Source organism: Zoogloea sp. (assembly GCF_028689785.1).
In the GTDB taxonomy this organism is placed as follows: domain Bacteria; phylum Pseudomonadota; class Gammaproteobacteria; order Burkholderiales; family Rhodocyclaceae; genus Zoogloea.
The window spans coordinates 1-22,593 of record NZ_JAQVCN010000071.1; the positions used below are offsets into that span (position 1 = coordinate 1).

22 protein-coding genes and 1 pseudogene are annotated in these 22,593 nt (G+C 62.7%); 11 read left to right on the forward strand and 12 right to left on the reverse strand.

Annotation, left to right across the window (positions count from 1 at the left end; all coding sequences use genetic code 11):
• The 4 genes from PHI64_RS20370 to PHI64_RS20385 form a co-directional block, all read right to left on the reverse strand.
• A partial coding sequence (locus PHI64_RS20370; protein ID WP_299887115.1) for a transcription-repair coupling factor occupies positions 1–2,666 on the reverse strand: 2,666 nt, incomplete at its 3' end.
• A 48-nt stretch (positions 2,667–2,714) separates the two neighbouring features.
• The gene (locus PHI64_RS20375) at positions 2,715–3,482 is read right to left on the reverse strand and encodes an NRDE family protein (RefSeq protein ID WP_299887118.1); all 768 of its coding nucleotides are present in this window, start codon (positions 3,480–3,482) and stop codon (positions 2,715–2,717) included.
• Positions 3,473–3,763 (reverse strand): DUF4936 family protein, encoded by a 291-nt coding sequence (locus tag PHI64_RS20380; RefSeq protein ID WP_299887120.1) that lies wholly within the window; start codon positions 3,761–3,763, stop codon positions 3,473–3,475. Before PHI64_RS20380 ends, PHI64_RS20375 begins: the two co-directional genes overlap by 10 nt.
• Positions 3,764–3,775: 12 nt before the next feature.
• Complete coding sequence (locus tag PHI64_RS20385; RefSeq protein ID WP_299887122.1) at positions 3,776–4,807, reverse strand: folate-binding protein; 1,032 nt, start codon at positions 4,805–4,807, stop codon at positions 3,776–3,778.
• 170 nt (positions 4,808–4,977) lie between these two features.
• Here PHI64_RS20385 and mltG point away from each other — a divergent pair, with 170 nt between their 5' ends.
• The 6 genes from mltG to PHI64_RS20415 are packed head-to-tail and all read left to right on the forward strand — an operon-like array spanning position 4,978 to position 9,487.
• A complete protein-coding gene (gene mltG, locus PHI64_RS20390) occupies positions 4,978–5,979 on the forward strand; it encodes an endolytic transglycosylase MltG (RefSeq protein ID WP_299887124.1) in 1,002 nt (333 codons plus the stop codon).
• Positions 5,976–6,593 (forward strand): dTMP kinase, encoded by a 618-nt coding sequence (gene tmk / locus PHI64_RS20395; RefSeq protein ID WP_299887127.1) that lies wholly within the window; start codon positions 5,976–5,978, stop codon positions 6,591–6,593. Before mltG ends, tmk begins: the two co-directional genes overlap by 4 nt.
• A 53-nt stretch (positions 6,594–6,646) precedes the next feature.
• A complete protein-coding gene (gene holB / locus PHI64_RS20400; RefSeq protein WP_366945236.1) occupies positions 6,647–7,651 on the forward strand; it encodes a DNA polymerase III subunit delta' in 1,005 nt (334 codons plus the stop codon).
• Positions 7,648–8,016: a PilZ domain-containing protein gene (locus tag PHI64_RS20405; protein WP_299887133.1), complete on the forward strand. Its 369-nt coding sequence runs from the start codon at positions 7,648–7,650 to the stop codon at positions 8,014–8,016. The genes holB and PHI64_RS20405 overlap by 4 nt, the downstream gene beginning before the upstream one ends.
• Before the next feature lie 17 nt (positions 8,017–8,033).
• Complete coding sequence (locus PHI64_RS20410) at positions 8,034–8,807, forward strand: TatD family hydrolase (protein WP_299887136.1); 774 nt, start codon at positions 8,034–8,036, stop codon at positions 8,805–8,807.
• Complete coding sequence (locus PHI64_RS20415) at positions 8,804–9,487, forward strand: ankyrin repeat domain-containing protein (protein WP_299887139.1); 684 nt, start codon at positions 8,804–8,806, stop codon at positions 9,485–9,487. Before PHI64_RS20410 ends, PHI64_RS20415 begins: the two co-directional genes overlap by 4 nt.
• Before the next feature lie 30 nt (positions 9,488–9,517).
• Here the strand turns inward: PHI64_RS20415 and PHI64_RS20420 are convergent, their stop codons facing one another.
• Entirely contained in the window at positions 9,518–9,697 is a 180-nt protein-coding gene (locus tag PHI64_RS20420) for a hypothetical protein (RefSeq protein WP_299887141.1), read from the reverse strand.
• A 268-nt stretch (positions 9,698–9,965) separates the two neighbouring features.
• On the opposite strand from PHI64_RS20420, the gene PHI64_RS20425 reads away from it, so the two are divergent.
• The gene (locus PHI64_RS20425; RefSeq protein ID WP_299887144.1) at positions 9,966–11,114 is read left to right on the forward strand and encodes a site-specific integrase; all 1,149 of its coding nucleotides are present in this window, start codon (positions 9,966–9,968) and stop codon (positions 11,112–11,114) included.
• 138 nt (positions 11,115–11,252) lie between these two features.
• Entirely contained in the window at positions 11,253–12,293 is a 1,041-nt protein-coding gene (locus PHI64_RS20430; protein WP_299887148.1) for a DNA-binding protein, read from the forward strand.
• Between the two features lie 99 nt (positions 12,294–12,392).
• Here PHI64_RS20430 and PHI64_RS20435 read toward each other — a convergent pair whose 3' ends face one another.
• The 3 genes and pseudogenes from PHI64_RS20435 to PHI64_RS20440 all read right to left on the reverse strand — a co-directional run bounded on the left by PHI64_RS20435 (position 12,393) and on the right by PHI64_RS20440 (position 13,455).
• Entirely contained in the window at positions 12,393–12,845 is a 453-nt protein-coding gene (locus PHI64_RS20435; protein ID WP_299887151.1) for a hypothetical protein, read from the reverse strand.
• Between the two features lie 69 nt (positions 12,846–12,914).
• A pseudogene (locus PHI64_RS23660) lies at positions 12,915–13,067 on the reverse strand (GntR family transcriptional regulator); the annotation flags it as partial.
• 145 nt (positions 13,068–13,212) lie between these two features.
• Positions 13,213–13,455: a helix-turn-helix transcriptional regulator gene (locus PHI64_RS20440; protein ID WP_366945235.1), complete on the reverse strand. Its 243-nt coding sequence runs from the start codon at positions 13,453–13,455 to the stop codon at positions 13,213–13,215.
• Positions 13,456–13,630: 175 nt separating this feature from the next.
• Here PHI64_RS20440 and PHI64_RS20445 point away from each other — a divergent pair, with 175 nt between their 5' ends.
• The gene (locus tag PHI64_RS20445; protein WP_299887154.1) at positions 13,631–14,053 is read left to right on the forward strand and encodes a hypothetical protein; all 423 of its coding nucleotides are present in this window, start codon (positions 13,631–13,633) and stop codon (positions 14,051–14,053) included.
• A gap of 79 nt (positions 14,054–14,132) precedes the next feature.
• On the opposite strand, the gene PHI64_RS20450 is transcribed toward PHI64_RS20445, so the two are convergent.
• Positions 14,133–15,212 carry a DNA-binding protein gene (locus PHI64_RS20450; RefSeq protein WP_299887157.1) on the reverse strand — a complete coding sequence of 360 codons (1,080 nt, stop codon included), beginning with the start codon at positions 15,210–15,212 and terminating at the stop codon, positions 14,133–14,135.
• 570 nt (positions 15,213–15,782) lie between these two features.
• Between PHI64_RS20450 and PHI64_RS20455 the strand changes: the two genes are divergently transcribed.
• Positions 15,783–16,172 carry a transposase gene (locus PHI64_RS20455; RefSeq protein WP_299887160.1) on the forward strand — a complete coding sequence of 130 codons (390 nt, stop codon included), beginning with the start codon at positions 15,783–15,785 and terminating at the stop codon, positions 16,170–16,172.
• Positions 16,169–16,507: an IS66 family insertion sequence element accessory protein TnpB gene (tnpB, locus tag PHI64_RS20460; protein WP_299887163.1), complete on the forward strand. Its 339-nt coding sequence runs from the start codon at positions 16,169–16,171 to the stop codon at positions 16,505–16,507. Before PHI64_RS20455 ends, tnpB begins: the two co-directional genes overlap by 4 nt.
• Positions 16,508–17,130: 623 nt before the next feature.
• Here tnpB and PHI64_RS20465 read toward each other — a convergent pair.
• From PHI64_RS20465 to PHI64_RS20475, 3 genes are read right to left on the reverse strand one after another with little or no spacing between them, the layout of a single operon-like run.
• On the reverse strand, positions 17,131–20,265 hold the full coding sequence (locus tag PHI64_RS20465; RefSeq protein ID WP_299887166.1) for a CusA/CzcA family heavy metal efflux RND transporter: 3,135 nt from the start codon (positions 20,263–20,265) through the stop codon (positions 17,131–17,133).
• Between the two features lie 15 nt (positions 20,266–20,280).
• The gene (locus tag PHI64_RS20470) at positions 20,281–21,597 is read right to left on the reverse strand and encodes an efflux RND transporter periplasmic adaptor subunit (RefSeq protein ID WP_299887169.1); all 1,317 of its coding nucleotides are present in this window, start codon (positions 21,595–21,597) and stop codon (positions 20,281–20,283) included.
• Positions 21,598–21,606: 9 nt separating this feature from the next.
• Positions 21,607–22,455 (reverse strand): TolC family protein, encoded by an 849-nt coding sequence (locus tag PHI64_RS20475; protein ID WP_299887172.1) that lies wholly within the window; start codon positions 22,453–22,455, stop codon positions 21,607–21,609.
• Positions 22,456–22,593 lie beyond the last annotated feature (138 nt).

The window sequence follows — 22,593 nt, forward strand, 5'->3', positions numbered from 1 at the left end:
ATGATGATGGTGTTGGCCGTGGGGATGTTGATGCCGGTCTCGATGATGGTCGTGCACAACAGCAGGTTGGCCTTCTGCGTGGTGAAGTCACGCATCACCCGCTCCAGCTCGCGCTCGGGCAGTTGGCCGTGGCCGATGACGATGCGCGCCTCGGGCAGCAGCTCCTCCAGGGATTCGCGCACGTTCTCGATGGTCTCGACCTCGTTGTGCAGGAAGTACACCTGCCCGCCGCGCTTGAACTCCCGGATCACCGCCTCGCGGATGATGCCCTTGCTGAAGCGCTGCACGAAGGTCTTGATGGCCAGGCGTTTTTGCGGCGCCGTGGCGATCACCGAGAACTCGCGCAGGCCTTCCAGGGCCAGGCCCAGGGTGCGCGGGATGGGGGTGGCGGTGAGGGTGAGGATGTCCACCTCGCTGCGCAGAGCCTTGAGGGCTTCCTTCTGGCGCACGCCAAAACGGTGCTCCTCGTCGATGATGACCAGGCCCAGGCGCTTGAAGGTGACGTCCTTCTGCAGCAGACGATGGGTGCCGATGAGGATGTCCACCTTGCCCTCGCCGAGCTGCTGGATGGCTTCGGCCTGCTCCTTGGCGCTCTTGAAGCGGGACAGCTCGGCCACTTTGATCGGCCAGTCGGCAAAGCGGTCGGCAAAGGTTTGGTAGTGCTGTTCGGCCAGCAGGGTGGTGGGGCACAGTACTACCACCTGCTTGCCATCGGCCACGGCGATGAAGGCCGCGCGCAGGGCCACTTCGGTCTTCCCGAAGCCCACGTCGCCGCATACCAGGCGGTCCATGGGCTTGCCGGATTTCATGTCGGCCACCACGGCATCGATGGCGGCCATCTGGTCGGGGGTCTCCTCGAAGCCGAAGCCATCGGCGAAGGCTTCCAGGTCGTGCTGCTTGAAGTCGAACTGGTGGCCTTTTCGGGCGGCGCGCTGGGCGTACAGGGCCAGCAGTTCGGCGGCGGTGTCGCGGACCTGCTGGGCGGCCTTCTTCTTGGCCTTTTCCCACTGACCGGAGCCGAGGGTGTGCAGATGCACGGCCTCCGGGTCGGCGCCGGCATAGCGGGTGATGACGTGGAGCTGGGACACGGGCACGTAGAGCTTGTCGCCGTTGGCGTACTCCAGGTGCAGGAACTCGGTGTCGCCCTCGCCCAGGTCCATGTGCACCAGGCCCATGTAGCGGCCGATGCCGTGGCTGGAGTGCACCACCGGGTCATTGGGCTTGAGCTCTGACAGGTCGCGCAGCCAGCCCTCCATGGTGGCGGCCTTGCGGCTGTCGCGGCGGGTACGGGTGCGGGCGGTGGCGGCGTAGAGCTCGGACTCCGTGACCACGGCGAAGCCCGCTTCCGGAAGCACGAAGCCGGCGGCCAGGGGGCCGGTGCCCAGGGCCAGGCGTGCATCGCTGGCCAGGAAGGCGTCGAAATCGGCGTTGGCGGCGGGCTTGAGGGCGTACTCGGAAAAATACTCGGCGATGGTCTGCTGGCGCCCGGCGGATTCGGCCAACACCAGCACCCGGCCCGAAAAGCCGGCGCAAAACGCCTTGAAGCGATGCAGCGGGTCGCTGGCCTTGCGTTCGACGGCGATGTCGGGAAGGGGCTCGACCGGGCCGCCCAGGGGCGATACGGGCAGGCTCAGGCGGATGCGTTCCTTCAGGGCCACAAAGAAGGCTTCGTCCGACAGGAAAAGCTGCTCCGGCGACAGGATGGGTCGGGTCTTGTCACCCCCAAGAAGCTGGTGGCGGCTACGGGCGTCCTTCCAGAAGGCCGCAATGGCGCCGGGGACATCCCGGTGCAGCAGGATGGGGGCGCTGTCGGGCAGATAGTCGAAGAGAGTGGCGGTCTCGTCGAAGAACAGAGGCAGGTAGTACTCGATGCCGGCCGGTGCGATGCCGTTGGAGACGTCCTTGTAAACCATGCAGCGGGATGGGTCACCCTCGAAGGTTTCCCGGAAACGGCCGCGAAAGCGGGTGCGCCCGGCTTCGTCCATGGGAAACTCTCTGGCCGGCAACAGGCGTACTTCCTTCACTGGAAAAACGGTGCGCTGGGTGTCCGGGTCGAAGGTCTTGATGCTCTCCACTTCGTCGTCGAAGAGGTCGATGCGGTAGGGCAGGGCGGCGCCCATGGGGTAGAGGTCTACCAGCCCGCCGCGCACGCTGTATTCGCCCGGCGACATGACCTGGGTGACGTGGGCGTAGCCGGCCACCGTCATCTGCATGCGCAGGCGGTCCACGTCGAGCTTTTCGCCCTGCTTGAGGAAGAAGGTGTAGGCCGCCAGGAAGGCTGGCGGTGCAAGCCGGTAGAGCGCCGTGGAGGCGGGCACCAGGGCGATGTCGGCCTCACCGCGGCTGATGGCATAGAGCGAGGACAGGCGCTCGGAGATCAGATCCTGGTGGGGCGAGAAGCTGTCGTAGGGCAGGGTTTCCCAGTCGGGCAGCAGGTGAGTGCGCAGGCCAGGTGCCAGCCAGGCGATCTCGTCCGAGAGGCGTTGGGCGTCGATGGGGTTGGCGGTGACCACCACCAGCATGCGCTTTCCCCCGGCCAGCCGGGCAATGGCCAGGGCGTCACCCGACCCGGCGACGGGCGGCAGGTCGAGGCGCTGGCCGGGCTTGGCCCGGGCAAAGGCGTCAAGGGCGGGGAGAAGGGCTTGAAAGGGGCTGGAGGCGGTCATGCGCGAGCGTGCTGCGGAGAAACAAGGGGCGGATTATAGGCGCCCGGATCAGGCCCGGGCGACCTGGAAAGTGTCCACGACGCGGCCACTCTCGACGCCCACCGGGCTCCAGGTGGATTCGACCACGTGGGTCCAGCCGTAGCGGTCGCGGCGGATCACGGTGGAGCAGCGGGTGCCATAGCCCGGGGCGCGGATGAAGGCGCTGGAGAGCATGCGCTCCCAGGCCAGGCTCACCCCGGTGCGAGGCAATTCGGCATCGGCGGCGGGGCGGTCGTCGCGCAGCAGCTCGGCCAGCGGCGTGTCGTCGGGCAGGGCCCGGAGGGCGCGGGCGAGGCGTGACTTGCCGGCGAGTACCTTGGGCCAGGGGGTGTCGAGGAGGTGGTTGGACAAGGCGTAGATGCCGGGCTCCAGATGCCGGGCGCTGCCGCTCTCGCTTTCATAGATACCAAGGCTGTCCCCGTCGCTGAGCAGCAGATTGAAGCCGTTGTAACGCGGGCCTTCCTGCACGAGGCGTGCAAGGGCTGCATCGGTGGATTCCTTGTTTGCCAGAAAATCGGCCACCAGTGCCCCGCGGGAGGGGGCATCGGGCCGCTGACGGGCGGGATCACGGAAGTTGGTCAGTCCGGCAAAACGGCCACTGCGGCTCAGGCCGAGCCAGGTGCCACCCGCTTGAAGGTCACGACCGGCAAAGACGTCTGGCCGATCCGGCCACCAGCCGGCCTCGGCCGTTGAACGGGCGAAGAACTCATCCCGGTTGGCAGCCACCACCAGTGGATAATCCGGATGGGCACGCCAGGCCAGCAGAATCAGGCACATGGGACGAAGCGCTCGGTGTGGCGACGCCCGCCATCCTCAATAAAGCGCATCAGGCCGTGGCGCTCGATGGCTCTTTCCAGTACGGCGTCGAAGGCGGGCGCATCCAGCACGTTCTCGTAGATTTCCATCCAGGTCCAGGGGTCATCGGCCTTGCGCAGGAAGCGTCCGGCGACGCCTGTCGAGGCCTGGATTTCGGCCTGGAGGTTGTACAAGCCCCGGGCCAGGTCGGCTTCCATTCCGATCCGGACCGGGTAGTAGATGAAGTAGTGGGAGGAGGGCAATGGGGGGCGTGCTCAGGAGAGGGCGTAGGGCAGGGGGAGAAAACTCACGGCAGGGCCGCCAGTGCTGCCGAGATGCACCTCGGTGGATTCGGCGCTGGAGGTCTGCAGTACCACGAGGGCATCGAAACCGCCTGCCGGGGCGGGGGCTGAGATGACGACCTTGCCGGCAGACTGCTCGCCAAACTCGGGGGAGAACACGTCGGTACCGACAGCCGGCCATTCGGTGGCATCGATATGTACGCGGAACATGCGCTTCTTGAGCTTGCCCAGGTAGTGGGTGCGAGCCACGATCTCCTGGCCCGGGTAGCAGCCCTTGTTGAAGCTGACACCGCCGATCAGGTCGAAGTTGAGCATCTGGGCCACGAACTCTTCCTGCACCGGAAGGGTGACGGTGGGCAGGCCCTGGCTGATGTCCAGCCAGTGCCAGGCTGCGGTGCCAGCCGGTGCCGCACCGGCGGCCACGAACTTGTCCCACAGGGCGACGGCTTCGGAGATGGGTGCCGATACCAGGAAACGGGCGCCGTCCAGGCGCACCACGGTTGCCACGCCAGAGGCCGTTGCGCGGGGGGCGCCCGGGATATGCAGCCCGGCTGCCTCAAGGGCAGCACCGGCCTGGGGCCCGGCGAGGCCGATCAGGACGCTGTCGCCGCTGTCGTCCATCAGGCGGACCTTGGAGCGCAGTACGTACATGGACAGTTTCTTGAGCATGGCCGCGTGGATGTCGGCGGACAGGGTCAGCAGGTAATCACCCGCCTCGCGCCACAGCACGATGCTGGCCAGCATGCGCCCCTTGGGGCTGTTGAAGCTGGTGAGCTGAGCCTCGTTGGGGCCGAGCTTCTTCACGTCGTTGGAGAACAGGTTGTGCAGGAAGACGCTGGCGTCTTCTCCGGTGGCGCGGATCGCGCCGAGGTGCACGAGGGGAACCAGCACGGTCCCTTGGGCAGAGAGCGTCACGTCCTGCCGTGCGTCGTCATTGAACTTGACGGAGTTGTCCGAAAACTTCGCGCCGTTGGCGCCGAGATGGGATTGCCAAGTTGCATTCATCAGTCGTGTCCTGTCGCAAAAACGAGTCTTGAAGCGGTTTGCGCTATTATAGGACGTTGCCGCGTGGGGGCTGGTCAATCAATCGAAGCAAGAATCAAGCCCCTGGTTTTTGCCGGATCTTCCTCCTTTCTTCACCTCTTTCGTTTCTCCCGAAAGCGCCAAGTTCCCCGATGAAGCGCCTGTTTTTCCGTGTTTTTGTTGTTGCGCTGATGGGCGTCCTTGCTGCAGTCGCTGGCCTTGCGTGGTTTGCCCACAGTCCGGTGGGTTTGCGACAAAGTCCTCTGGATTTCACCATCGAACCCGGCTCCGGCATGCGTCAGGTGGCGCGGCAGCTCACTGATGCAGGCATAGATACCTGGCCCGGCGCGCTGGTGCTGCTTGCCAGGGTGACGCGCCAGGCCCATGAGATAAAGGCAGGCAGTTACGAGGTTGAGATGGGCGTCACGCCGCTGGCGCTGCTCAACATGCTTACTCGCGGTGACGTCAGCCAGGCCGAATTGGCCCTCATTGAGGGCTGGAATTTCCGCCAGTTTCGTGCGGCGCTGGATCGTCATCCCGATCTGCGCCATGACAGCGCAGGCCTGTCGGACACCGAGTTGTTGACGCGCATTGGCGCCGACGCTTCCCACCCGGAAGGCCAGTTCTTTCCCGACACTTACCTGTTCTCCCGCCGCAGCAGCGATCTGGAGGTTTTGCGGCGTGCCCATCGCCAGCAGCAGAAGATTCTGCAGCGGGAGTGGGACAAACGTGCCGACGGGCTGCCCTATCCGACACCCTACGAAGCCCTGATCATGGCGTCGATCGTGGAGAAGGAGACCGGTCAGGCTGCTGATCGGCCGATGGTGGCCTCGGTCTTCATCAATCGACTGCGCAGCGGAATGCTGCTGCAGACTGATCCGACCGTGATCTACGGCATCGGTCCGGCCTTCGATGGCAATCTGCGCAAGCGCGACCTGCAAACCGACACGCCCTACAACACCTACACCCGGCCGGGTTTGCCGCCTACACCTATCTCCATGCCTGGTGTCGCTGCCCTGAGGGCTGCCCTCAATCCGCCCAGCACTGAGTATCTCTATTTCGTCGCCCGGGGGGACGGCTCCAGCGCCTTCTCCCGGACTCTGGCCGAACACAACCGGGCCGTCGCCCGCTACATCCGGAAACAGCCGCCGTGAAATCCCGCTTCATCACCTTTGAAGGCATCGATGGTGCCGGCAAGAGCAGCCAGATCGCCGCCGCCGTTGCCCTGATCCAGTCCCGTGGCATTCCTGTGGTGCAAACCCGGGAGCCGGGTGGGACACCCCTCGGCGAGAAGCTTCGCGAACTCCTGCTTCATGAGCCGATGCACCTGGAAACCGAGGCCCTGCTGATGTTCGCCGCCCGCCGGGAGCATCTTGCCGCGCGTATCGAGCCCGCCTTGTCGTCCGGTGCGTGGGTGGTGTCCGACCGCTTCACCGATGCCACTTATGCCTACCAGGTGGGGGGGCGGGGGCTTGATGAGAAACGGTTTGCAGCGCTGGAAAGGTGGGTCCATCCCCATCTACAGCCTGATCTGACCGTGATCTTCGATCTAGATCCCCAGGTGGCGGCGAGCCGTCTGGCGGGTACGGGGAACGCCCCCGATCGGTTTGAACGGGAGCAGGCTGATTTCTTTGAGCGGGTGCGCAATGCCTACCTGCGTCGGGCGGCTGCGGACCCGGCAAGAGTCAAGGTGATCGATGCCGGTCAACGTCCAGAAGAAATTCGCAAAGAGCTTGAACAGATCATTTTAGAGAACTGTTTTCAATGATTTTTGAATGGCAATCCGGCTTGTGGGCGCGGGTGCTCGACAGCGCTGGTCGTATGCCCCACGCCCTGCTTTTTGCGGGTCCGGCAGGCGGGGGGAAGCGCATTTTTGCCGAGGCTCTGGCGGCGCGGATCCTGTGCCTGCATCCGTCCCCGGACGGACACGCCTGCGGGCAATGCGAGGATTGTCAGTGGCGCCTGGCCGGCAATCATCCCGATCTGCTCCGGGTGATCCCTGAAGCCGACCAGGAAGACCGGGCCGATGCGCCCGCCGAGAAACCCGAAGGGGGCAAGGCCGCCAGCCGGCAGATCGTGATTGAGCAGATCCGCGCTCTTCAGCAAGCCCTGACCACCGGCGGGCACCGGGGCAGTCAGCGGGTGGTGATCGTCGATCCGGCCGATGCAATGAACGTTTTTACGGCCAACGCACTTCTTAAACTTCTTGAAGAGCCGACGACAAGCACCCTGTTTTTATTGGTTTCTTCTTCTTCGAAGCGCCTGTTGCCAACCATCCGAAGTCGTTGCCAGACCTGGGCCTTTCCACGCCCACCGGCCGAGCAGGCGGCGCGCTGGCTTGCGGAGCGCAAGCTCCCGGACGCCCCCGCGTTACTGGCCTTCTGCGGTGGAATGCCTCTGGCTGCCGCCGCGCTGGCTGAAGGTGGCGGTGCAGCAGCCCGGCAGCGCTTCGCAGACGAGATCTCGGCACTGCCCGGCAAGCCTGCCCTGCGCCTTGCCGGCGAATGGGAGAGCTGGCTGAAGGGCAAGGATGCGCTCGCCAGCGGGTTTGACATGCCAACCCTGGTGAGTTGGATGCAGCGCTGGGTTGCTGACCTGGTCAGCCTGCGGTTGGGCGGGCCGGTGCGTTTCTTTCCCGACAGGGAGGATGTGCTAAGGGGCTTGGCCGGACGCTTGTCCGTGGATACCGCCCTTGGCTGCTACAATGAAATCACTCAGTCGCGCCGGGTCTCGCAGCACCCTCTCAACCCCCGGCTTTTCTTGGAAGACATGCTTTTGCGGTATGCCCGGAGCCTCCAGGCGGCCGCACCGGCGGTGCGTAAATGAATGATCCTGTAAGACGATCGACGATGGCGCGCCCCAGCGTCCTGTCCCTGAACATCAGCTCCAAGTCAGCGCTTTATGCTGCCTATATGCCGTTCATCAAGAACGGCGGGCTATTTGTCCCCACCGCCCGGGTTTACAAGCTGGGCGACGAGATCTTCATGATTCTCCAGATCATGGACGACCCCACCAAGCACCCCGTCGCGGGAACCGTTGCGTGGATAACCCCCGCTGGCGCCCAGGGCAACAAGACCCAGGGCATCGGGGTCCAGTTCGGGGGAGACGAAGCAGGGCAGGTATTGCGCAACCAGATCGAGCAGATTCTCGCCGGCCATCTGGGCTCGTCCCGTCCAACCCACACCATCTGATTCACCGGCACCACTCCATGCTTGTCGACTCCCACTGCCATCTCGATTTTCCGGACCTGATCGAAAACGAAACCGCCGTTCTTGAGCGCATGGTCGAAAACGGCGTTACACATGCCCTGTGCGTCAGCGTTAAGCTGGAAACCCTGCCTGCCGTCATCGGTCTGGCCGAACGTCACGCCAACCTGTATGCATCGGTGGGGGTTCATCCAGATAACGCTGATTGCGACGAGCCCGACGAGGCGAGGCTTCTTGAACTTGCCACTCACCCCAAGGTGGTGGCGATTGGTGAAACCGGGCTGGATTATTATTGGCACAAGGATTCCCCCGAGTGGCAGCGTGAACGGTTCCGGACACACATCCGCGCCGCCCGGCGTTGCGCCAAGCCGCTGATCATCCACACCCGGGAATCTGCCGCCGACACCATTCGCTTGATGCGCGAAGAGGATGCGGGTGAGCCTGGCGGGGTGATGCACTGCTTTACCGAAACCCGCGAGGTGGCAGAGCAGGCGCTGGATCTGGGCTTCTACATCTCGTTTTCTGGGATAGTGAGCTTCAAGAACGCAGAGGCCCTGCGTGATGTGGCGCGCTTTGTGCCCACTGATCGCCTGCTTGTCGAGACCGACTCTCCTTACCTCGCGCCCATGCCTTTCCGCGGAAAAACCAATCAACCCGCCTATGTTCGACACGTGGCCCAGGCGGTTGCTGATGCACGCGGAGAAGGCCTGGCCGCCGTGGCCGAGGCCACCACCCGCAATTTCTTTCGACTGTTCAAGGACGCACGCCCCTCATGAAGCCCGTTGCGCAGATCTTTCGCCCCCGCTCCCGAACACTTCTCGTCTTGCTGCTGGGCCTGCAACTGACCCTGCCGGTAGCGGCCGCGTCCCTGGATGATCTGCTCAATGCAGCGAAGATGGGTGATGCCAGAGGGGTTACCCAGCTGCTATCCCAGGGGATGGACAGCAATTCCACCGACCAGAACGGCAACAGTCTGCTCATTCTGGCTGCCCGCGATGACCAGCCCAGAGTTGTCGAAGCGCTAGTCAAACAGCGGGGCATCAAACTCAATGCCCGTAATGCCGCCGGTGACAGCGCCTTGATGCTGGGGAGCCTGAAGGGGCACACAGAGGTGGTTCAGCTACTCCTGGCCGCGGGAGCTGAATTTGATCATGACGGCTGGAACCCGCTGCTATACGCGGCTTTCGAAGGCCGCCTGCCAGTGGTTGAGTTGTTGTTGGCGAAGGGGGCAAATCCCGATGCGAAGGCCCCCAACCGCACGACTCCGCTGATGTTTGCCGCCCGCAATGGTCATGAGGATGTCGTGCTGCGTCTGCTCAAGGCTGGTGTGGATCTGGACTGGAAAAACGACCAGAATGAAACGGCCGAGAGCTGGGCCATCAAGAACCGCAACACGGACATTGCCGGGCTGATCCAGGCTGAACGCAAGGCCCGAACCGCAGGGGCAGGGAAGTAGGCCTTGCCGCAACCAGGCGAATCAAACGGATCAGTAATGACGCCCGTGACCAAAGCGCCAGGGTAGGGAAGGCGCAATGCGCCGGAACAGGGCAACCCCGATGAGGGCCAGAATGGCAGGCACCAATGCCTGGCCGCCTTGGCCGCCAGCCAGGAGCACGCCCACAATGAGACCACTCAGCATCAGCGTGCGGCAGATGAGGCTTTCCATGATTGACTCCTTTTCAGAACGATTCGAGCCCGACCGGGGCTGAAAGACATTGCGACCAGGATTCGCCGAGTGCTGTTTTTGGCTCACCCTTTGATGACTGTAATTATATACAGCAATCGGCGCATGGCAAGGTCTGCCGAAGGGATATCGTTGGTCGACGGGTAAACTCTCGCCCATGAAAGTTACGAATTCTGACACCAGTTCCTCCTCCAGTACGGCAGTTTCCGTACCCGTCCGGCCTCTTGATCAACTGACGATCCCCCCTGATTTGGATGGACGGGATGGTGAAAACCGGGCTGACCCAGGACGTCTGCAGATCAGTGCCGACACGGACGCCGACGCAATCCGTTGTTTCCTCAGTGAGTACGACCGCTCGCCCGGTACCTATCGCATCTACCAGCGAGAGTGCGAGCGTTTGCTGCTTTGGTCCCTGATCGACTGTGGCAAACCCTTGTCCAGCCTCAATCGCCAGGACTTCGAGGGATATCTGAATTTTCTTGCCGACCCGCAGCCATCCGCATTGTGGTGTGGCCCCAAGGCGGAACGCATCACAGAGCGCTGGCGCCCCTTTGTCGGCCCGCTTAGCGAAAGCGCGGTGCTTACCGCCATGGCTGCCATCAATTCATTGATGAGCTACCTGGTGGATGCCGGCTACCTGCTTGGTAATCCCCTCGGGCTGATCCGTCAGCGGCGGCGCAAGATGTCCGCTGAGGTGAGCGGCCCCCTGCGCGCCGTGGCCAGCACGGAAGAAGTCGACAAGATCGAGCGCTTCCTGGATACGCAGATGTGGCAGGCGGTGACGGACGCCATCGAAGCCATGCCGAAGGATGCCGAACGAGGGCGCGACGAATACGAACGGGCGCGCTTCATCGCGGCAACCCTCTACATGCTGGCGCCCCGTGCCGGCGAACTGGAAAGCCATCGCATGAACAGCTTCCGGGAGGAGCGTGGCCTGTGGTGGTGGCATGTGGTGGGGAAGGGCGGCAAGAGGGCCAAGGTGCCGGTGGCTGACGACATGCTTCAGGCCCTGATCCGCTACCGCAAGTACCTGGGCCTGACGGCCGTGCCGCGCCGCGACGACACGACACCGCTACTGGTGTCGGTGAAGAATGGCAGTCCGATCACCGCCCGCCGGCTCAACCAGATCTTGAAGAAGATCTTCAATGCCGCCGCCGACCTGCTGCCGGACGACGCCGAGCACAAGAAGGAGAAGCTGCGTGCAGCGTCAGCCCACTGGGGGCGCCACACCGGCATAACGGCCAAGCTGGATAGCGGGATTGACGAGCGCTTCGTGCAGAAGGATGCCCGACATACAGACGCCCGGACTACCCAGCGTTACATCCACGAAGAAGAAGAGCGCTGGCACGAAGAGGCCCAGAAACAGCGTCTGAGCTGGACGGACAAGAAAACCGGCTGAATATGCGTTGAGCCGCTCGCCCAAAACGGGAAGCCTGATCCTTAAACCGTGTCAAACAATACGGATTACGACCGTACACGTATGCTATGGTTTCCTCGATACACATTTGTGCAAATCCGGGAAACGAGGGGTTGATTGATGGCACGCAGCAGCAGCGTCACCTTCGAGGCAGTCGAGCAGATCTGTTTTCAGCTGCTTTCCATGGGCGAAAACCCGTCCTTTAATCTGGTCTATGCAGAGCTGGGCAACAAGGGCTCCAGCGAGATCGTCCAGCGCTACATCGATCAGTGGCGTCGGGACACCGGCACTGCATTCTTCCGTCAGCGCAGTGTGCCGGGTATGCCCGATGAGCTGGTGTCGTCTACCGATGGACTGATGGCCAAGGTGTGGTCCTTGGCCTTGCAGCATGCTGATCAGGTCTTCGCAAGTCAGCGCCAACTCCTTGAGCAGGAGCAGGAGGCGGTGCTAGGGCGCCTGCAGGCCGCACTGGACCACAATGCCCAGCTTGAATCCGAGGCCGCCCGGACGACGGCCCAGATAGAAGCGCTGAATCTCGGTGTCCAGACTAGGGAAACCAGCATTGCCGATCTGCGCAATCAGGCCCTCGAATTCCTGCGTCAGAGGGAAGGCCTGGAAAACCGGGTCAAGCAGCTTGAAGAGGCTGCCGAAGCCCGGGAGCAGAAGTTCACCGCGGAATCCGAACGCCTGAGCCGGCTGCTTCAGAATGACCGGGATCGCTACAACGCATCCCTGAAGGAAGAGCAGGACCGCAGCGCCCTGGAGCGGGAGTTGTTGATGAAGCAAGTTGATCAGGCAAGACAGGAAAAACTCGCGGAAATCACCACCATGCGTCAGCAACTCGCCAATCGTGAAGATCGGGAAGCCCGTCAGCGCGAACAGACTGAAGAGGCCAAAGCCGGCCTTCGAGAGGCCGTGTCCCGTGCTCGCCAGATCGAAACATCGCTGGCAGCGGCCGAGGGGCGTATCGAGCGCCTGCAGGTTCAGCTCAAGACGGCCAGTGAGGCGGCCCATGGCAAGGAGTCTGCGGTTGCCGCCGCGGAGGCGAGAGCCCGTGCAGTGGAGGAGGTTCGACTAGCTGAAACTGTGCGAGCCCAACGGGCCGAGGCAGCGTTGGCTGAGGCCCTGGCAGAACTGGGCATGCTCAAGAAGAAAATCTGATGCGAGCAGAGGCTCTTACCACCCCTCTACTTCTGAAAACAGTAATTTTCAGAAGTAGAGGGTGGTGGCTTTTTTGAATCATCCGGCGCCCTGTGCAGATCAAACTGCAAAAACCGGAAACACCTCGTCGTCCTCCATGTCTTCCTTGGCTGCGCCTGTGGCTCGTCCAGCCTGACCCAGATCAGGAGCGCAGTCGTCGCAGATTTCATGTGGCTGTGCATGCTGACAGCTAGCCAAGCGAGTGGCTGTCTGGCGTCTGCGTTGCCAGTATTTCAGCAGCTCCTGTTCTGCCTGATTGACGTTCCCCGACAGAATCGACTGTCGTAGTCTTTCCCGCAGCATTTCCGGTGGCTGAATTTCTGGCGACTCGAATACCGCTCCGAATGCCAGCTTGAGATGTGCCAACACGCCGTCCATGTGGGCCGTCAGATAGCTGTTTCCTGATGCTTGGCAAAGCTCCGTCCAGAAAGGCCTGCCCTCGTCAGGCAGGCTACGGGCGTTTGCGGCCTGATGTAAGGCCAAGCGTTCGAGCTGTTCCAGAATGTCGAGCAATTGCGCAACATGCTGGCTGGACGGGCACGCGATATGGAACCTGCCCTCGGATCCAAAGCCTACCAATCCGCTCCTGTCCAGGACGCAGAGGGCATCCCGAACCACGTGGCGTTCCACTCCATATGACGCGGCTATCCGGTACTCATCAAGGGGCTCCCCAGGCCGCAATTCGTGCGCACAGATCCGGGGTTCGACCGGGATAAAGGGAAAACATACACAAATCTATCTTAAGACTATGTTTCAAAAGAATATAAAATATATAAAATGCTATGACAATAGCATCTTTCTACTTTGCAGGGGGTTGGGCCGCTCTCTCGCCGAGCGAGGATACGTGCTAGGTGAGTCGTGAATGTGCTGGTAGCCTGAACTACGGCAGCAGCAGGCTGTGGATGCTGACTTGCAGGGCGTGTGCAAGACGTTCGATATTGTCGATCGAGATGTTCCGCACTTGGCGTTCAACATGCGCCACGAAGGTTCGGTGAAGACCGGCCTCCAAGGCCAAGTCCTCTTGAGACCACCCCTTCTCCCTGCGTAGCCGAACGAGATTCATCGCAAGGAGTTCCCGGGCTGTTGGGATACCTGAATGGGGCGATGATTTGTTGAGAGACATTGAATGAGTCTCTCGGAGTGATGCTTTTAAGTCAGCCGCGTTTAAGTCACAATATCGCCTTTCCCTTGAATTCTCCGTTCAACTCGAAATCCTGGGGAAATCTCTCCTAGCCGATCAACTGAATCCACTAGTCAACTGGATCGGCCGCACGTCATCACTGAAAGCCTCGAATCGCATGTTCATCACAGATGCATCCGCTCACCATCCCTTTATGTCTCGCCTGCTTGGCAACGGAAAGGATGCGTGGCGTGCTGTGGGCCTCACCGCGCCTAGGGAATGGTTCTACGTCAGCTATACCCTTTCCACCCCCAAAGGGAACCTTGCGGAAACCGCGCTCATCGCCAATCCGGCTGGAGAGTTGTTGGAGTTTCTCGACCAAGAGGATGAGGGCGTTTCCGCGCTCAGTGTCCAACTTGTCACCCCTCCGTTTCTGAACGGCTCTGGGGGCTGGAAAATGGAGCCACTGATCCGGATCTGGAAGAAGCCGTCCGATCCCCTGGCGCACGTGTATGAAGTCGATGGCGGTCAGCACTACTGCACAGCCTACGGTGCATGGGATATCTCGGAGTATGAGCTCTGGAAGGAGCTCCGTTCGTAAGCCACAGCCGCAGCTGCATCTACGCTGCTTTAACCTTGGTCACGAGGGCTTCGCGGCACCAACCGGCCGCATCATCCTGCTACTCGATGCCGCCGAGGTCTGTGAAACCCTGCGCTTGCGGCCCCCGCACTTCCTTGCTCCGCTCGATGAACAGCCCCGCAACGTGTTCTTGAATGCGCTCAATCATGGCCTCTTTCGCAGCTGCAGTCGCTTTGGACGTAGCCAGTTCCAGGGTTATCTGCTGAATACGTTCTTCTTGCGCTAAGCGACTGACCTCGAGGTGCTGGTTTCGTTGGGTCAGCTCGCTGATGCCTGCGTCGCGCTCAACAAGAAGCTGTTCGATCTGACGTAACCGTTGCTGAGTATGGATAAGCTCATCCCGTTCCTTCGTGAGGGACTGGCTCTCCGCTCTTGCTTGGCGCAAGTGCGTGCTCGATACCGTTAGCTCACTGGCCAAGCGGGAGCACTCCTGGTGTGCGTGCAAGAGCTCGTGCTGCTTCTTGTTGACCACCTCCTGTTGGGCTCGAAGCTCTCCCTGCAGGTAGGCCACCTGCTGCTCATGCTGGCGCAGCTCCTGATCCCGCTGTTCCTTCACGGACTGCCTGAAGTGCTCCAAGGCTTCCCGAGAATGCTGGTGCTTCTCCTCCAACGACCGCCGGTGCTCCTCGTCAGCAGCATGGCGCTCTTGAAGATCTGTGACCTGCTGAGCAAGCTGCGTCCGGAGCAAGGTCTCGTCACGAAATGCCTTCTTTGTGTCCTTGTGAGCCTCTCGCTCCCGTACAAGGGAAAGCTGGATGTCTTCCAGTTCCTGACGGAGGGATGCAGCCTCCTCAGACACGGCCTGTAGTCTTTCCTGGGCTTCCCGAAGGCCCTTGCTGTGCCGTGTTTCGGCTTCGGACACCCGGGTACTCGCCTCCTCATGGAGCCGTTCGGCCAGCCTGCCAACCAGATCCAGCAGTGATTCGCTGACCGCAACCTTGCTGCCCCTGACCGGGCCTTCCTCCTCCTCAATCTCCTTCAAGTAGCGACTGATGGTGGTTCGCGAACCCGTATTGCCCAGTTCCACCCGGATGGCGTCGATCGATGGGTGCTTGCCGAGAGCGACCAGCTTGTCTCGTGCCCGCACGACTTCGGATTTGTAGATACCTGCCCTGGCCATGGTCTGCCTCTAATTTCGTACTGTGATACGTATCATGATAATACATAAGAAATGGCAGCCGGAGTTTTATGATTTAGAGATAAATAACACATCAAATAATGGAGTGTTATTCAATGTTGACAGTTTTTGTGGTCCTGGCAGGGGCGCGCTTGGCGTACTAGGGGCTGAAACCATGGCGTCTCTACATTGCCGACTGGAGGGCTGTGCCCCAGATGATTGACGGCCTTGCGCTTGGCGAAACGACGCCGGGACCGCTGGTTGGAGTCATCCTGAACCTGGTCCTGTTCTTCGGCTGCCACGCGTGTTGTGGCCGAAGGGATTCGAGGGCACATCAAGCCACTCCAGTGCCTCAAGCTCTCCCAATAAGAGCGCTTGCCTCGGTGGCCAACTGAGTCGTCTGTGGCGCACAAGGGGCTCTGGCCCGGTGGACGCAGTACATTCAACGCAGCATCTTCGTCACTGACGCTTTTGGCTGTTCCTTCAGCCTTCAAGCGTAAGCGTCCAACCGGCCCACCTTGTGCGGGTTTGCGTTGATGATGAGCATGGTGCCCACGCAAATCAGGTGGACGCATGTACGCGAATCTCGTTAAAGCGCCTCGGGGCCGCCATCGCCGAACCTATCCGGATGATTTCAAGACTCAGGTGGTGGCCGCCTGTCTGCAGCCTGGGGTTTCGATGGCGGCGGTGGCGCTGGCCAACGGGCTCAATGCCAATCTGCTGCGCCGATGGGTCAAGGAGGTTCGCGGTGGGGGCATGCCTGCCCCTACTGCCGGCGGCAAGGACGCGCCAGCCGGTCCCGCGCCACCCACCCTGGTTCCGGTGACGGTAGCCTTGCCGGAGGAGGTGCCCTCGGGGGAGATCAAGATCGAGATTCACCGCGCTCAGGCGGTGTTTCAGATCAGTTGGCCGGCCGCGGAGTCGGCCAGTTGTGCGCGGTGGTTGCGTGAGGTGCTGCGATGATCCGGCCCGAGCAGGTCTGGCTGGCGGTCGTGCCAGTCGATATGTGGATGGGCATTGACGGTCTATCACTGCAGATTCAGCAGGCCCTGGGGCGATCGCCCTGCGATGGAACGGCCTATGCCTTTCGCAACCGCAGCGGCAACCGGATCAAGTTGCTGGTTTGGGATGGAACCGGGGTCTGGCTGTGTGTCCGGCGTCTGCATCAGGGGCGCTTCACCTGGCCCCGCAGCACGGATGCCGTGTGCACGCTGAGTGCGGCCGAATGGCAGTGGCTCGTCCAGGGAGTCGACTGGCGTCGCCTCCAGGCCAAGCCGCAGGATGCCTGGCAGGTCTGAGGCCGCACATCCCTGAAGAAGCCAGTGTTTACAAAGGCTTTTCAACGGCGGAGGTATCCGTATGAAAATGTTGGGAATTCAGCTGTTATGTTAGGCAAGTGCGGAGGCCCTGCCCGCTCGGGCGCCCGACTTAGCCGAAAAAAGGAAGACTATATTTATGCCATTGGCCAATAACGAGCGAGACTGGGTGGGGGGCACGAGCGGAACTTGCTGACGCCTACGGTCTTCTCCGAGAGTTCTGGGACACCCTCGAGAACTCGATGGAGGGCGACCATCCTGTCAAGTAGCGCTTGGAGGCTTGGCTGTCCCATTTCGAAACGACTGTTGCACCCCAAAACAGGGAGTGACTCACCGTCGGGCTGTGATTTTGAAACGATCCGTGGACTTGAGAAAACGTCAGGAGATGGGGTACGTATCTTGCCAAGCCCCAAGAAGTAACCCAAGGTGGGAGGTTGGCTTGCGTCGGTACGGAGAGCTTGTCGCCCGCAACCACTCATCATTCCAAAAACGAGACGATCGATAATTTGGGGCGTAGAGCCGTAGGTGGCGACCAACCGTACTTTCCCGTACTAGCAAGCAACCGCGTGGCCCGGCGCGCCAAGCTCGCCAGGCCACCACAGATCTTATGCAGTCGCCTCCTTTTCATTCACCAGCCGATAAAGCAGCGGCAGCACCAGCAAGGTCAAAGCCGTCGAGGACAGGATGCCCCCGATGACCACCGTGGCCAGCGGGCGCTGGACCTCTGCGCCGGTTCCTGTCGCCAGCGCCATCGGGATGAAGCCGAGGGACGCCACCAGCGCCGTCATCAGCACGGGGCGCAGGCGAGTGATCGCCCCCTCGTGGATCGCCTCATCGAGGGAGCGCCCCTCTTCACGCAGGTTGCGAATGAAGGCGATCATCACCAGCCCGTTGAGCACCGCCACCCCCGACAGCGCGATGAAGCCGATCCCTGCCGAGATAGAGAGCGGGATGTCGCGCAGCCACAACGCCACGATGCCCCCCGTAAGCGCGAACGGAATGCCGGAGAACACCAGCAGGCCATCCTTCACGTTGCCGAACATCGCGAACAGCAGCGTGAACACCAGCAATAGCGCCACCGGCACCACGATCTTGAGGCGCTGGGACGCCGATTCGAGCTGCTCGAAGGTGCCGCCCCACGACGTCCAGTAGCCCACCGGGATCTTCACCTCAGCCAACCGGGACTGGGCCTCGGAGACGAAGGAGCCTATGTCGCGGCCGCGCACGTTGGCGCTCACCACCACACGTCGCTTGCCGTTCTCGCGGCTGATCTGGTTCGGGCCGGGCGCAAAGTCGAGGCTTGCCACTTCGCTTAGCGGGATGTAGCTCGTCCTCGCCTCGCCCGCGTTGCCGCGCGGCAACGCAATCGGCAGGCGCCGAAGCGCTTCGGGGTCGGACCGCAGCGCATCAGGCAGGCGCACCACGATGTCGAAGCGGCGGTCGCCCTCGAACAGCGTGCCCGCCTCCTGGCCGCCGATGGCGGTGGATATCGCATCCTGCACATCTCCCACGTTGAGGCCGTAGCGGGCCGTCTTGTCCCGGTCGATATTGACGGTGAGCATCGGCAGGCCGGTGGTCTGTTCGACCTTCACTTCCGAGGCGCCGGCGATCTTCTCCAGCATCGCGGCGATCTGGCCGGCAGTCTCGTTCATCACCGTCATGTCGTCACCGAAGACCTTGATGGCCACGTCGCTGCGCACCCCCGAGATGAGCTCGTTGAAGCGCAGCTGGATGGGCTGGGAGAACTCGTAGGTGTTCCCCGGCATTGCCGCCGCAACCCGCTGGATCTCGGTCAGCAGCGCGTCGCGGCTCCGGCGCGGCTCGGGCCACTCGGACTCGGGCTTGAGCATGATGTAGCCATCCGAGATGTTGGGCGGCATCGGATCGGAGGCGATCTCCGCCGTACCAGTGCGCGCGAACACCCGCTCAATCTCCGGAAACTCGGCCTTGAGCCGCTTCTCCAGCTGTTGCTGCATCTCGACGGACTGGGTCAGGCTAGTGCCCGGGATGCGCAGCGCCTGGATCGCGAAATCGCCTTCGTTCAGGCTGGGCACAAACTCGCTGCCCATGCGCGTTGCGAGCAGGCCGGAGAGCACGATCACGACGGCGGTAAAGGTGAGCACCACCGACCTGTTGGCCATTACGCGATCCAGCACCGGGGCGTAGATGCGCTTGGCCACGCGCATCAGCACGTTCTCCTTCTCATCCACCTTCTCGCCGATGAACAGCGCCACGGCGGCCGGGATGAAGGTCACCGACAGGATCATTGCGCCGATCAGCGCCGTGACCACCGTGAAGGCCATCGGGTGGAACATCTTCCCCTCCACGCCGGCGAGGGCGAAAATTGGGAGATAGACCACCATGATGATGAGCTGACCGAAGAGCAGCGCGCGGCGCGCCTCCTTCGAGGCGGCGAAGACCTCGTGGAAGCGCTCGCTGCGGGTGAGCGGGCGGTCAAGGCGTTCCTGGGTGTGGGCCAGCCGGCGGACGCAGTTCTCTACGATCACCACCGCACCGTCGATGATGATGCCGAAGTCGAGTGCCCCCAGACTCATCAGGTTGGCGCTGACCCGGTAGCCGACCATCCCCGAGAAAGTGAACAGCATCGACAGCGGAATCACCATGGCGGTGATCACCGCCGCCCGGATGTTGCCGAGGAACAGAAACAGGATGACGATCACCAGGATCGCCCCTTCGAGCAGGTTCTTCTTCACCGTCTCGATGGCCTTGTCCACCAGCACCGTGCGGTCGTACACCGTCACCGCATGCACGCCCTGGGGCAGGTTGCGATTGATCTCCGCCATCTTCTGATCCACGGCCCGCGACACCGTCCGGCTGTTCTCGCCGATCAGCATGAACACCGTGCCGAGCACCACCTCGCGGCCGTTGTCGGTCGCCGCGCCGGTGCGCAACTCGCGGCCGATACCCACCTCCGCCACGTCACGAATGCGGATCGGGACGCCCTGCACGTTGCCGAGGATCACGTTGCGGATGTCGTCCTGGGTACGCAGCTGACCCGGCGCGCGGATAAGGTACTGCTCGCCCCGCTTCTCGATGTAGCCGGCCCCCGCGTTGCCGTTGTTGCGGTCGATAGCCGTGACCACGTCGTTCAAGGTCAGGCCATAGGAGGCAAGCTTCTCGGGGCTGGGTGCCACCTGATACTCCTTGGCGAAGCCGCCTATCGAGTTGATCTCGGTCACGCCCGCCACGTTGCGCAGCTGCGGCTTGATGATCCAGTCCTGGATCTCGCGCAAGTCGGTCGGCGTGTAGGCCGTGCCGTCCGGCTTGCGGGCGCCTTCCTCGGCCTCCACGGTCCACGAGTAGATCTCACCGAGGCCCGTAGAGATCGGTCCCATCGTTGGCGTGATGCCGGCGGGCAGCTTCTCCCGCGCCTCCTGAATGCGCTGGTTGACGAGCTGCCGCGCGAAGTAGATGTCGGTGCCGTCCTTGAAGATCACGGTGACCTGCGACAGGCCGTAGCGCGACAGGGAGCGGGTCTGCTCCAGCTGCGGGAGGCCGGCCATCACGGTTTCCACCGGGTAGGTGACCCGCTGCTCGACCTCCAGCGGCGAGTAGCCGGCGGCGGCGGTGTTGATCTGGACCTGGACGTTGGTGATGTCAGGTACTGCGTCGATGGGCAGGCGCTGGTAGTTGTAGATACCCAGCGCCGCCATCCCCAGCACGGCCAGCAAAACCAGCCAGCGCTGCTCGATGGCAAGGCGGATGATGCGTTCAAACATGATCACTCCCTCCCATCAGTGGCTGTGCTCGGCGCTGCCCTTGCCGAGCTCCGCCTTCAGCACAAAACTACCCGACGCCGCGTAGGCCGTTCCGGCCGCGAGCCCGTCGATCACCTCGACCCGCTTGCCGTCGGCGCGGCCGAGCTTCACCGGCTGCGCGGTAAAGCCGTCCTTAACCCGCACGAACACCACCGGCTTGTCCTCCACGGTCTGGACCGCGTCGGCGAGCACGCTCACCGGCACTTCTGTTTCGCCCGACACCACGTCTACATTCACGAACAGCCCCGGTCGCCACGCCATCTTCGGATTTGGCAGTGTCACCCTGGCCTTGGCGGTGCGCGTGTCCTGCCCGAGCAGCGCGCCCACGTAAGAGATTTGGCCCTCGGCAGTGGAATCGAACGCCGTCGCCCGGACGACGACCTTCTCGCCAACCCGCACCACGTTGAGATCCTTCGCCGGCACGACGATCTCGGCCCACACCGACGAGAGGTCCGACAGGGTGAAGATGCTGGCGTCTTCCTTCACCGCTTCACCCAGGGCAATGTGCTTCTCCACCACGATCCCGTCGAAAGGCGCACGGATCTCGTAGCGGTTGAGGCTACCCGTGCCCGTTGCGCTGGCACCCAGCGCAACCAGCTTCTGCTGGGCGTTGGCCACGGCGATCTCCGCCTCTCGCAGCGTCTGCTGGGCGGCGAGGTAATCCTGCTCGGCAGAGATCTTTTCCTGCCACAGCTGCTTCTCGCGGGTGTAGGTGGATCTGGCGAGGGCCAGGCGCCGCTGGGCCGCCAGCAACTCGCTGCGCAGCTCCGAAAGCCCGGTGCTCGCGATCACCGCGAGCACCTGCCCGCGTTTTACGGGCTGGCCCAAGTTGGCGGGCACGCTTTCGACCACGCCGGTCAGCCTCGGCACCACGTGGGCAGTGCGGTCTTCATTGAAGCGGATCTCGCCCGGCAGCTGGCTGCTGGTGCGTATGCGCGCCGGCGTGGCCTTGTCGATGCCGATGCCAGCCGACTGGATCTGCGCATCGGTCAACACGATGGTCTCGTCGTGGGCTTCGCCCTCGGTCTCGGTCTTCCCGACGTGATGTTCGGCATCACCGTGCCCGCCGGTATCTGCATGCCCGTCGCCCGCACGGCTACCGTGATGTTCCTTGTCGTCGTGGCCCTCGGCTTCGGCGTGGGCAGCTGGCTCGGCGGTCTCGCTGACGGGGGTAGCCGGGCCGGTGCCGAGGATCCAGGCACCCGCGGCAATCCCGCTGATGACGATGGCGGCAATCGCGACGGCCTGTTTCGGATTGAGTCGGGACGGGGTTGAGTTGAACGGATTCTTCATGGCTGGCTCCTACGGGCGATCGGCCATCATGGAAGATGGCGAAGTGATGGCACCCAGCACACGCTCCAGTTCGGAAGCAGTGCGATGGGCATCGGAGAGACTTTTGAGGTACTGGGCACGGGCCTGGAAGAAGGTGCGCTGGGCATCCAGCACTTCGAGGAAACTGAACTTCCCGAGCTCGAAGCCCTTGGTGGCCGCGTCGTAGGCGCTGCGAGCGCCGGGCAGAATCTCCTGCTGGAGCGTCTGAACGTCCGCGAGCAGCGCCTTCAGCCGCTCCTGGTTCTGGGTTGCATCGGCGCCCAAGCGCAGTTCCGCAGCACGCAGTTCGTCCCGCGCCTTGTCGGCCCGTCGGAGCGCCTCGAGCAGGTTGCCCTGGTTGCGATCAAAGACCGGAAACGGGATCGACAGTCCGACGATGGCCTGATTGCGTCCCAGATCCTCCGCCCGCTTGGCGCCGACGCTCACCGTCATGTCGGGGATGCGCTTCGCCTTCTCCAATTCGGCCTGGGCCTTCAGGCGCTCGACCTCATGGCGCCAGCGCCGCAGTGCCGGCGCTGTCTCAAGGCGGCTGGCCAGGGCGTCGTCGGAGAGCAGAGTCGGAAGCGCCTCGGTGCGCCCTTCCGCCTGCGTGAAGCGCGGCTGCGTGCTGCCCCAGGTAGCCGCCAGCCGCTTGCGCGTTGTGACCAGATCGGCGCGGGCCTGGTTGAGCTCTATCCGCGCGGCGGCCTCAGCGACCCGCGCCTTGGTCTCCTCTACCGGCGAGACCTTGCCGGCGGCCACCCGCCGGGCTGCGGCCAGGGTGGCGCGCTGGGCCAGCGCGACCAGATCGTCGGTCTGCTGGAGGCGCTCCTGGGCCACCAGCACATCGAGAGGGTTGGCCGGGAATCATGAAAAATTCCCCGTTTCTGCTTTAAGCCTCTGATTTATCGTCGAGAATCCGAAAACCATCCGCCAACACCTCAACCTTCCGCCGGAAATCCAGAACATAGTCGCCAA